Here is an 11,552-nt window from a genome sequence, read left to right as displayed (position 1 = left end):
CTTTTGACCATGAAACGTTTTATTCTTCGTCCGGCCCTGGCTGTGGCCGTAGCAGCCTGCCTCTTCGGCACGTTTTCCTGCAAAGACTATCTCGACGCTTTGCCGGCCTCGACCTATACCAGCGAAGCTACGTTTAGCAGCATCGCCAACGTGAACAGCACCCTGATTGGCGCGTACGACCCCCTCTCCGGCGACAGTGGCTACGGCGTGGCCTTTGCGGGCTTCGGCTACGACACCGACGAGGGCCAGAACCGCCCCGGCGCCCCCGACGGTGGCGGCCGCGACGTGAACCGCTACCGCATGACGCGCGGCACCACCGGCATCGTGAATCAGTACACCACCATGTACCAGGGCGTGGAGCGGGCCAGCATCTGCATCGACGAGATTCCCAAAATGGCCCTCTACACCAACGGAACCCCGCAGGAGAAGCAGACGCTGCGCCGCATGTTGGGCGAGGCCTTGTGCGTGCGGTCGCTGTACTTCCTGGAACTGGCCCGCCACTGGGGCGACGTGCCGGCCCGCTTCGGCCCCACCCCCACCAGCGGCGACGTGATACTGCTCAACACCGACCGCAACGTCATCTACAGCCAGCTGCTGGCCGACCTGGCCCAGGCCTCGCGCTACCTGCCGTGGCGCACTCAGGCCGACTACAACGCCTACGAGCGGTTCACAAAAGGGGCCGCCAAAGCGTTGCGGGCGCGCGTTGCGCTCTACCGCGGCGGCTACCGCACCAATTCGGAAACCGGGGCCTCGGAGCGCCCCACCGACTACCTGAAGTTCTACGAAATAGCGCGCGCCGAATGCGACACGTTGATGCAAAACCGCACCTATCACACGCTCAACCCCAGCTTTGAGCGCATCTGGCGCAACATCAACGAGCTGAAATTCGACACGCAGTACGGCGAAATCATGTTCGAAATTGCCATGGGTTCCGGCTCGGCGGCGTCGGACAGCAAGCTGGGCTACAACAACGGCCCCCGCTTCTCGGCGCAGTCGCGCTGGGGGCAGTCGGGCGGGGGCATCATCTTGCTACCCACGTACTTCTACAGCTTCGACTCGACCGATACACGCCGCGACATCACCTGCACGCTGTACCGCTCCGTGGATGCGGCCCCGAACACGCTGGTCAGCGTACCGGCCAACGGCATCTACGACGGCAAATGGCGCCGCGACTGGCGTGTGCCGCTGCTGTCGGGCACTACCCAAAACCTGGGCATGAACTGGCCCGTGGTGCGCTTTGCCGACGTGCTGCTGATGTTTGCCGAAGCCCAAAACGAACTGGCTGGTCCCGCCGCGCCCTACAATGGCACCACTGCCGTGCAGGCACTGGAGGAGGTGCGCCGCCGCGCTTTCCCGGCTGGCCGCTACCAGGCGCTGCCCGCTGCGCAGGTCGGCACCCAGGCCGCTTTCTTCACCACGCTCACCAAAGAGCGTCTGTTGGAATTCGGGGGCGAAGGCATCCGCAAATACGACCTGATTCGTTGGAACCTGCTGGCTACCAAAATTGCCGAGGCCAAAGCCAACCTGCTGGCCTTCGGTGCGGGCACCGGGCCCTACGCCAACGTGCCGCAGTACCTGTACGAGTACACCATTGGCACTGAGGATTTGCGCTATGCCCGCTCGCTGTACCGCCCTGCACCGAGCACGGCCACAACGTTCAACGTCACGACGGGCGGGGTCGTCTACGCGGCCAAGCGCGTGAGCTGGCGCGCGGCCGTCAACCAGAGCACGGCCGATGGGGTGGCCACCTTCTACGTGCCCAACACAGGAGATGAGTTGTTTCCTTATTCCCAAAGCATCCTGGATACCAGCCCGGGACTGAAGCAAAACTTCGGCTACTAAAGCCGGACACGACATGAACAGCTCACTGCATTCGGGTGGGAGTCCAAATGCAGCCTGTTCGGGCAACTCCAACTCGGTGCTTTGTGAGTGAGCATCGGGCGGGGTTGCCCACCGTTGTTTACAGTGCCCCTGACTTCTCAAGTACCCTTCCTTGCTGATGAAAGCAATGCCCATGCGCCTCAAAGCATTCAACCGCCTATCCGTCAGCTTGGGCGTCGGCCTGGCCCTATTGGCTTCGGTAGCAGCCTTGCCTAGCGCTGCCACGGTCACGCCGGTCACGCCGCTCAAGCTCTGGTACGACCACCCGGCCGCCAACTGGAACGAGGCCCTGCCCGTCGGCAACGGCCGGCTGGGCGCGATGGTCTTCGGCACGCCCGAGCGCGAGCGGCTACAGCTGAACGAGTCGACCATCTGGGCCGGCGGCCCGAACAACAACGTGAAACCCGATGCGCTGCCCGTCATCCGGCAGCTGCGCGAGCAACTGAAAGCCGGCCAGCAGGTGGAAGCCCAGGCCCTAGCCCAGGAAAAGATGCTGCCGCAAGGCAACAGCGGCATGCCCTACCAGATGGCCGCCAACCTTTACCTCACCTTCCCCGGCCACGAAAAAGCCACCAGCTACTACCGCGACCTGGACATTCGCCGCGCCGTGGCCTCGGTGAGCTACCAGCTGGACGGCGTGCGCTACCAGCGCGAAATGTTCAGCTCGCTGCCCGACCAAGTGATGGTGGTGCGCCTCACGGCCAGCAAGCCGGGCCACATCGACTGCCAGCTTAGCGAAGAAACGCTGGTGAAATCCACCCTGCGCACCGAGAACAACCAGCTCATTCTGGACGGTAGCGGCAACGAGCACGAAGGCCAGCCCGGCCAAATCAAGTTCCAGACCCGCGTGCAAGTGGTGGCCGAGGGCGGCAAGGTGCTAGCCGAGCCGCAGGGCCTGCGCATCGAGCACGCCACCAGCGCCACGCTCTACATTTCCATCGGCACCAATTTCATCAACTACCACGACGTGAGCGGCGATGCCGCCCAGCGGGCCAGCGCCTACCTGGCCCAGGCCGTGGGCAAGCCCTACGAGCCCGCCCGGGCGGCGCACGTGGCGGCCTACCAGCACTATTTCAACCGCGTGAGCCTGAGCCTGGGCGTGACAACCGCCGCCCAAAAGCCCACCGACGTGCGCCTGGCCAACTTCGCCAACGGCCAGGACCCCGCCCTGGCGGCGCTATACTTCCAGTACGGCCGTTACCTGCTCATCAGCTGCTCGCAGCCGGGCGGGCAGCCGGCCAACCTGCAAGGCATCTGGAACGACAAGCTGAAAGGCCCCTGGGACAGCAAGTATACCGTGAACATCAACACGGAAATGAACTACTGGCCCGCCGAGCCCACCAACCTGACCGAGATGCACCAGCCGCTGTTCAGCATGCTCAAAGACCTGAGCGTAACCGGCCAGCAGAGCGCGCGCACCATGTACGGCGCCCGCGGCTGGGTGATGCATCACAACACCGACATCTGGCGCATCACCGGGCAGGTGGATAAGCCCAACTACGGCCTCTGGCCGATGGGCGGGGCCTGGCTCTCACAGCACCTCTGGGACCATTACCAGTTCACCGGCGACCAGGCTTTTCTGCGCGAATACTACCCCGTGCTGAAGGGCGCGGCCACCTACTACGTGGATGCCTTACAGGAGGAGCCCACCCACAAGTGGCTGGTGGTGAGTCCATCGATGTCGCCCGAAAACTCTTACCAAGTTGACAACACCAAAATCAGCATCGTGGCCGGCACCACCATGGACAACCAGCTGGTGACGGACCTGTTTTCCAAAACCATCCGCGCCGCCGAGCTGCTGGGGACCGATAAGGCCTTTGCCGATACGCTGTGCATCATGCGGGCGCGGCTGGCCCCCATGCAGATTGGCCAGTACGGGCAGGTACAGGAGTGGCTGCAGGACCTCGACAACCCCAGGGGCACGCACCGCCACATTTCGCACCTCTACGGCCTGTTCCCGAGCGGGCAGATTTCGCCCTACCATACCCCAGAATTGTTCGAGGCCGCCCGCGTCACGCTCACCGAGCGGGGCGACATTTCCACGGGCTGGTCGATGGGCTGGAAGGTGAATTTCTGGGCGCGGATGCAGGATGGCAACCACGCGTATAAGCTGCTCACCAACCAGCTGCGCCTGCTGCCCGGCACCGTGGAGAAGGTGAACGAAGCCACCGGCGGCGGCACCTACCCCAACCTGCTCGACGCCCACCCGCCCTTCCAGATTGACGGCAACTTCGGCTGCACCTCGGGCCTGGCCGAGCTATTCGTGCAGAGCTACGACGGGGCCATCGACATCCTGCCGGCCCTGCCCGATGCCTGGCCCACGGGCGAAGTAAAAGGCCTGGTGGCCCGCGGCGGCTACGTGGTGGACCTGGCCTGGGACCAAGGCCGCGTCACCCGCCTGCACATCACCTCCCGCCTCGGCGGCAACTGCCGGGTGCGCCTGCACAGCCCCCTCAAAGCCACCGGCAAAACCCGGCTCACGGCCGCGCAGGGCGACAATCCCAACCCGTTCTACCAAATTCTGCCCGTGAAAGCGCCGCTCATTTCGGCCAAAACCACCGCTGCCAAACCTAAGCTGGCCGCTTCCACGCTCTACGATTTGGCCACCCAGGCCGGGCAGTCCTACGACCTAACGGCGCAATAAGCGCCAGTGCCAGCTATGCCGCTTCGCCTCCTCCTTTTCTGCTTGCTGAGCCTGAGTTTCCGGCCCGTGATGGCCCAGGAATTCCTGCCGCTGTGGCCCAAGAAGAAGATGCCCAACTCCAAGGGCATGAAGCTGGAAGACAAGATTGAGAACGAACGAATTACTCAGGTAGGTACGCCGGGCATGTACGCCTTCTTCACCTCGAAAGAGGAAAACAAGGGCTGTGCCGTACTCATTTGCCCGCCGGGCGGCTACCAGAAATTAACGTACCTGGTGGGCGGCACGCAGCTGGCCAAGTGGTTCAACACCATTGGCGTCACGGCCTTCGTGCTCAACTACCGCCTGCCCAACTCGCCCGATTTGAAGGAGCGCAGCATCGGTCCCGAACAGGACGCCCAGCGCGCCATGCGCCTGATTCGGGCCAATGCGGGCAACTGGAAGCTGGACCGGAGCCGCATCGGCATCATGGGTTCCTCAGCAGGCGGGCATTTGGCCGCCACGCTGGGCACCCACCCGGAAGACGTGTCGGCTATCGGCGATTCGCTGGACAAGCAGCCTTTCGCGCCCAATTTCATGGTGCTGGTTTCGCCGGTTATCACGCTGGGGCAATACGCGCACGTGGGCAGCCGCAACGCGCTGCTGGGCGAGAACGCGCCGCCGGAGCTGGTGGCAAAATTCTCGAACGAGCTGCACGTGACGGCCGCCACGCCGCCCACCTTCCTGGCTCACGCCTACAACGACCCTACCGTGAATCAGCGAAACAGCCTACTGTTCTACCAGGCGCTGGTGGAGCACAACGTGCCTGGCTCGCTGCACATTTTCCCGCAGGGCGCGCATGCCATCGCCGTGCGCAACAACCCTGGCTCGGCCAACCAGTGGACTGCGCTGTGCGAGGCCTGGCTGCTGGAAATGGGTTTTATGAACGAGAAAAAACAGCCCAACTAATACTTCCCCGCCGGCCACGCGCCCTCCTGCAATTTGCCCAACCCCAACCGCTATTTCTGCTAAAGCCGCCCTCTTTTCACCCCCAATGAACAACATTCGACTAGCTCTCTCCCTGGCCATTCTGACGAGTTGCGCCTCCGGCCAACACGCCCAGCAGGCTGCTACCGCCAGTGCCCCGCCTGCCAGCACGCCGGCCGTTGCGGCCGAAAACCCCGCCAACCTGCCTTTCCGTAACCCGGACCTGGACATCGACCAGCGCGTGAATGACCTAGTAGGCCGCCTGACCCTGCCCGAGAAAATTTCGCAGATGCTGAACACTTCACCGCCCATCGACCGGCTGGGAGTTCCGGGCTACAACTGGTGGAACGAGGCCCTGCACGGCGTGGCCCGCACCAGCATGAAAACCACGGTTTTTCCGCAGGCCATTGGCATGGCCGCCACCTTTGATAAAGACGCCCTGCTGACGATGGCCACCATGACAGCCGACGAAGCGCGGGCCATTCACCAGGAGTACGAGCGGCGCGGCGAGCGGGGCCGCTACACGGGCCTCACGTTCTGGACGCCCAACATCAACATCTTCCGCGACCCGCGCTGGGGGCGCGGCCAGGAAACTTACGGCGAAGACCCCTACCTGACCGGCCAGCTGGGCATGGCACTGGTGAAGGGCTTTCAGGGCGACGACCCGAAGTACTACAAAATAACGGCCTGCGCCAAGCACTTCGCCGTGCACAGCGGCCCCGAGCCGTCGCGCCACGTATTCGATGCCAAAATCAGCGACTACGATTTGTGGGACACCTACCTGCCGGCTTTCCGCGACCTGATTGTGGATGCCAAGGTGGCCAGCGTGATGTGCGCCTACAACGCCTACGAGGGCCAGCCCTGCTGCGGCAGCGATAAGCTGATGACCGAAATTCTGTACAAGAAATGGAAGTTTGTGGGCTATGCCACGTCCGACTGCGGCGGCATTCACGACTTCTACCGCACTCACAAAACCGACCCCGACGCGCCCACGGCCGCCGCGACCGGCGTGCTGCACGGCACCGACCTGGAATGCGCCAACGGCAAGTCGTTTACCTACACCTCCTTGCAGGAAGCGGTGAAGCGGGGGCTGCTGACTGAGCAGCAGATTGACGTATCGGTGAAGCGGCTGTTTAAAATCCGTTTCCAGCTGGGCATGTTCGACCCGGTAGAGCGCGTGAAGTACGCCCAGATTCCGATGAGCGTGGTGGAAAGCGCCCCCCACCAGGCCCACGCCCTCAAGATGGCGCAGGAGTCGATAGTGTTGCTGAAGAATGAGCGCAATACGCTCCCGCTGCGCAAAGACCTGAAGAAAATAGCCGTGTTTGGCCCGAACGCCGACAACGACGCCGTGCAGCTCGGCAACTACAACGGGTTTCCGACCAACAACGTGACGCCGCTCGAAGGCATCCGGGCCAAGGTGGGGCCGGGCACGGAGGTGACCTACACGCAAGGTATCGACTACGCCAGCAGCACCGTCTACGAGTCCTTCGATATCAACAAACACCTGTCCTACGACGGCAAACCGGGCTTTCAGGCCCAGTACTTCAAAGGCACGAACCTGGAAGGCCAGCCCATTGCCAGCGTGCAGGAAGCGCGGCTGAACCGCAACATCGCCGACCCCGAACAGGAAATTGTGCCAGGAGTGCGGTCGGAGAATGTGTCGGCCCGCTACCTCACCACCTTCACGCCCGACAAAACCGAAGAAGTGGCCTTGCAGATAAACGGCGACGACGGCTACCGTCTGTTCGTCGACGACAAGCTGGTGGTGGACAAATGGACGACCCAAAACTCCTCCAATAGCCAGTACGCGTTCAAGGTCGAGGCAGGTAAGAAGGTGAATCTCAAGCTGGAGTATTTCCAGAACACGGGGCGGTCCATCTTAAAATTCGGCGGGGCACGGGTGCTCCCGCTGGACCAGCAGCGCGTGCTGGCCCAGGCCAAAGAGGCCGATGCCATCATCTTTGTGGGCGGGATTTCGCCGCGCCTCGAAGGCGAGGAAATGAAGGTGGACATCGAAGGCTTCAACGGCGGCGACCGCACCAGCATTGCCCTGCCCAAAGCCCAAACCGACCTGCTGAAGCTGCTGCACGCCACGGGCAAGCCGGTGGTGTTTGTGATGATGACGGGCAGCGCCATCGGCTGCACCTGGGAGGCGGCCAACCTGCCGGCCATTGTAAATACCTGGTATGGCGGGCAGGCCACCGGCACAGCCCTGGCCGATGTGCTGTTTGGCGACTACAACCCCTCGGGCCGCCTGCCGGTGACGTTCTACAAGTCGGAAAGCCAGCTGCCAGCCTTCGATAACTACGACATGGCCGGCCGCACCTACCGCTATTTCAAGGACACGCCGCTCTACCCCTTCGGCCACGGCCAGAGCTATTCCACCTTTAAGTACAGTAACCTGAAAATGCCCGCCACCACCCAAACCGGCCAACCGGTAACCGTGAGCGTGGAAATTCAGAACACCGGCCAGCGCGCCGGCGACGAAGTAGCCCAGCTCTACGTGCGCCACCCCGACGTGAAAGGCCGCACGGCGCTGCACGCCCTGGAAGGTTTTCAGCGGGTGGCCCTCAAGGCCGGGGAGAAGAAAACCGTGCAATTCACGCTCACGCCCCGCCAGCTTTCGCAGCTCAACGCCCAAGCGCAACGGGCCGAGCTGCCCGGCAAAGTGCACGTATTCGCTGGTGGCGGCCAGCCCCTCACGCAGGCGGTGGCCAACGGCCGCGTGCTGAAAGGAGAGCTGACATTGACGGGCGGCAGTGTGGCTATCGACTAGGGCAATACTGGTTGTAGCGCGGACTTTGTAGTTCGCGCCACCGGCGGAAACCCAGACGATTTTACCGGCGCGGGGACGCGAACTACAAAGTCCGCGCTACTGTCCACCTACTTCATCAAAAACCGCCAGCAGTGCTCCGTTATTTGCGCCTATTCACCATTCGTTCCCACTCCGATGCGTCATTCCCTGCTTAAAACCGCTGCCGCGCTGGGCCTGCTGTTGCTCGCGGCCTTCAGCTCGCCACCCAAAAAAATCACCGTCTACCTCATCGGGGATTCCACGATGTCGATAAAAGAGGTAAAGGCCTACCCGGAAACGGGCTGGGGCATGCCCTTCGTGTACTTTTTTGACGAGACGGTGACCGTGGATAACCGCGCCCAGAACGGCCGCAGCACCAAAAGCTTCGTGGCCGAAAACCGCTGGCAGCCGGTAGCCAATGGCCTGAAGGAAGGCGACTACGTGTTTATTCAGTTTGGCCACAACGACGAGGTGCCGACCAAGAAAAGCTACACGCCGGAAGCCGATTACAAGAATTATCTCGTCCGCTTCATCACCGAAACCCGCGCCAAAAAGGCCCAGCCGGTGCTCATCACGCCGGTGGCCCGGCGCAAGTTTGATGCCACTGGCAAAGTGGAAGGCACGCACAACGTGTACTCCGAAATCGTGCGTGTCACGGCCCGTGAGCAGCAGGTGCCACTCATCGACCTCGACCGCGAAAGCCAGGCCCTGCTCCAGCAATACGGCGTGGAGAACTCCAAGCTGCTCTTCAACCAGGTAGTGCCCGGCGAACACCCCAACTACCCCGACGGCAAAGAAGACAACACCCACTTCAACGAGCTGGGCGCCCGCAAGATGGCCCAAATCGTGCTGGCCGACATCCGCGCCCTCAAGCTGGAGCTGGCCAACCGCATTGTGCAGCGCGCCGCCGCCAAAACCGTGGACCCGCAGGCCCGGTAGCTGCTTATAATAACTGAATCAGAACGTCATGCAGAGCGCAGCGAAGCATCTTTACCTCTGTAGTAAATGATATGCTCACGCGGTAAAGATGCTTCGCTGCGCTCTGCATGACGTTCTGGTTTTATGCACCTAATGTCTCCTTTCATTCATGAAAACACTCCCGCCCACCATCCGGAATTACGCGCTGCTAAGCTTCATGCTGCTACTGCTAACGGCCTTCGCCGCCCCCGCTCCGCGCAAGATTAAGCTTTACATGATTGGCGATTCCACGATGGCCAACAAGGTGCGGCAGGTGTTCCCCGAAACCGGCTGGGGCATGCCGCTGGTCACCTTTTTCGACACGGCGCAAGTAACCGTGGACAACCGCGCCCAGAACGGGCGCAGCACCCGCACCTTCCTGGCCGAAAACCGCTGGCAGCCCGTGGTGGATGCCTTGAAGGAGGGCGACTATGTGTTCATCCAATTCGGCCACAACGACGAAGCCGAGAACTACCCCGACCGCTACACCCCGCCGGAAGACTACCGCAAGAACCTCGTCAAGTTCGTGACTGAAACGCGCAGTAAAAAGGGCAACCCGGTGCTGCTCACACCCATCACGCGCCGCCAGTTCGACAAGGAAGGCCACATTAAAGAAACCCACGCGGCCTATTCAAAAGTGACCACCGAAGTAGCCGCCCAATACAAAGTGCCGCTCATCGACCTCGACAAAATGAGCCGCGACCTGGTGCAGCAATTTGGCGAAGAAAACAGCAAGCTGCTTTTTCTGCAGCTGGCCCCCGGCGACCACCCCAATTACCCTTACGGCAAGAACGACAACACCCACTTCAGCGAGCTGGGCGCCCGCAAAATGGCCCAGTTGGCCGTGAGCCAGGTCATTGCCCAAAAGCTGCCGCTGCTCTCGGAGCGCCTAGCCAAGCCCACCGCCAAAAACGCGGTGCCGCCCGCGGCCACCGGCAAAGACGCCCAACCCACCACGCCGTGAAATAAAAAACGTCACGCAGAGCAACGCGAAGTATCTCGCGTGCTTAATTAAAACAATCGATTGTGTGATTACCTTGGGCGAGATGCTTCGCTGCGTTCTGCATGACGGCCTAAAACCTTTTCCTGCTCATTTCCCAACTCAACCTGCTAATGCTTCTTCGCACCCTTTTCCTTGTCGGCTGCCTGCTGGCTGCTTCCGTCGTGCACGCGCAGGTGGCGCCACCGGCTGCCCCCGCCAAGGCCCCGGCCAAGATTGAAACCTTCCTGGTGCCCGTGCGCCTGACCGTGGCCCCCGACGGCTCCGGCGACTACCGCACCATTCAGGAAGCCGTGATGGCCGTGCGCGACTTCATGCAGGTGCCGGCCACCATTTTCATCAAAAACGGCACCTACAAGGAAAAACTACTGATTCCATCGCAGAAAACCAACCTCACGCTGCTGGGCGAAAGCCGGGAGGGCGTCGTCATCACCTTCGGCGACTATTCCGGCGATGCTGAAAAGCACAGCACCTACACCTCGGCCACGGTGCGCGTGCAGGGCAACGATTTTGCGGCCGAAAACATCACCTTCGAAAACTCGGCGGGGCGCGTGGGGCAGGCCGTGGCCCTGCACGTGGAGGGCGACCGCGCCACCTTTCGCCACTGCCGCATGCTGGGCAACCAGGACACGCTGTTTCTGGCCGTCGAAAACAGCCGGCAGTACTACCAGGACTGCTACATCGAAGGCACGACGGATTTCATTTTTGGCTCCAGCACGGCCGTGTTCGAGCACTGCACCATTTTCAGCAAAACCAATTCCTACATCACGGCGGCCTCCACATGGCCCCGGCAGCCGTTTGGGCTGGTGTTTCTGAGCTGCCAGCTCACGGCGGGCCCCGAAGCCACCAAAGTGTACCTCGGCCGGCCCTGGCGCCCCAATGCCCGCACGGTGTTTCTCAACACCGAAATGGGCGCCCACATCCGGCCCGAAGGCTGGGAAAACTGGGGCAAGGTCAGCAACGAAGCCACCGCGTACTACGCCGAATTTGGCAGCACCGGCCCCGGCGCCAACCCCAACGGCCGGGTGAAATGGTCCCACCAGCTCACGGCCAAAGAAGCCCGGCAGTACACCCTCAAGACCATTTTTACCGGCCCCATTGCCTGGGAGCCAACCCGGAAATAAGCCCGCACTTCAGTAGCGCAGCTCTGTCATCCTGAGCAGCGCGAAAGACCTTCTCACCGACGAACAGCTTGCAGTAACTCAATCGACTCAAAAAGGAGAAGGTCCTTCGCACTGCTCGGGATGACAGACGCCTGAAAAGTGACTCACCAACTCCATCAACTACCCGTGCTACCCAGCACATTCTTC

Annotated in this window: 7 protein-coding genes; all 7 read left to right on the top strand. The window is 62.0% G+C overall.

The annotated features are described in order from the left end of the window. Nucleotides 1–9: 9 nt before the first annotated feature. The 7 genes from JKL48_RS12260 to JKL48_RS12230 all read left to right on the top strand — a co-directional run bounded on the left by JKL48_RS12260 (nt 10) and on the right by JKL48_RS12230 (nt 11,366). On the top strand, nt 10–1,842 hold the full coding sequence (locus JKL48_RS12260) for a RagB/SusD family nutrient uptake outer membrane protein (RefSeq protein ID WP_201982766.1): 1,833 nt from the start codon (nt 10–12) through the stop codon (nt 1,840–1,842). 157 nt (nt 1,843–1,999) lie between these two features. Then, nucleotides 2,000–4,525 (top strand): glycoside hydrolase family 95 protein, encoded by a 2,526-nt coding sequence (locus tag JKL48_RS12255; protein WP_236668754.1) that lies wholly within the window; start codon nt 2,000–2,002, stop codon nt 4,523–4,525. A gap of 15 nt (nt 4,526–4,540) precedes the next feature. Beyond that, nucleotides 4,541–5,470, top strand: coding sequence for an alpha/beta hydrolase (locus JKL48_RS12250; RefSeq protein WP_201982763.1), 930 nt, complete (start codon nt 4,541–4,543; stop codon nt 5,468–5,470). Between the two features lie 85 nt (nt 5,471–5,555). Further along, a complete protein-coding gene (locus tag JKL48_RS12245; protein ID WP_201982762.1) occupies nt 5,556–8,267 on the top strand; it encodes a glycoside hydrolase family 3 C-terminal domain-containing protein in 2,712 nt (903 codons plus the stop codon). A 174-nt stretch (nt 8,268–8,441) separates the two neighbouring features. Then, nucleotides 8,442–9,224 (top strand): rhamnogalacturonan acetylesterase, encoded by a 783-nt coding sequence (locus JKL48_RS12240; RefSeq protein ID WP_201982760.1) that lies wholly within the window; start codon nt 8,442–8,444, stop codon nt 9,222–9,224. 148 nt (nt 9,225–9,372) lie between these two features. Then, entirely contained in the window at nt 9,373–10,206 is an 834-nt protein-coding gene (locus JKL48_RS12235) for a rhamnogalacturonan acetylesterase (protein WP_201982758.1), read from the top strand. Nucleotides 10,207–10,355: 149 nt separating this feature from the next. Then, the gene (locus JKL48_RS12230; RefSeq protein WP_201982756.1) at nt 10,356–11,366 is read left to right on the top strand and encodes a pectinesterase family protein; all 1,011 of its coding nucleotides are present in this window, start codon (nt 10,356–10,358) and stop codon (nt 11,364–11,366) included. Nucleotides 11,367–11,552 lie beyond the last annotated feature (186 nt).

This window comes from Hymenobacter rubidus (genome assembly GCF_016734815.1).
Taxonomy (GTDB): domain Bacteria; phylum Bacteroidota; class Bacteroidia; order Cytophagales; family Hymenobacteraceae; genus Hymenobacter; species Hymenobacter rubidus.
This window is presented reverse-complemented; position numbering and strand designations above follow the sequence as displayed.

Excerpts from the sequence above, each read along its gene's own strand:
- JKL48_RS12260 (WP_201982766.1), top strand. The coding sequence starts at position 10 with ATGAAACGTTTTATTCTTCGTCCGGCCCTGGCTGTGGCCGTAGCAGCC.
- JKL48_RS12255 (WP_236668754.1), top strand. The coding sequence starts at position 2,000 with ATGAAAGCAATGCCCATGCGCCTCAAAGCATTCAACCGCCTATCCGTC.
- JKL48_RS12250 (WP_201982763.1), top strand. The coding sequence starts at position 4,541 with ATGCCGCTTCGCCTCCTCCTTTTCTGCTTGCTGAGCCTGAGTTTCCGG.
- JKL48_RS12245 (WP_201982762.1), top strand. The coding sequence starts at position 5,556 with ATGAACAACATTCGACTAGCTCTCTCCCTGGCCATTCTGACGAGTTGC.
- JKL48_RS12240 (WP_201982760.1), top strand. The coding sequence starts at position 8,442 with ATGCGTCATTCCCTGCTTAAAACCGCTGCCGCGCTGGGCCTGCTGTTG.
- JKL48_RS12235 (WP_201982758.1), top strand. The coding sequence starts at position 9,373 with ATGAAAACACTCCCGCCCACCATCCGGAATTACGCGCTGCTAAGCTTC.
- JKL48_RS12230 (WP_201982756.1), top strand. The coding sequence starts at position 10,356 with ATGCTTCTTCGCACCCTTTTCCTTGTCGGCTGCCTGCTGGCTGCTTCC.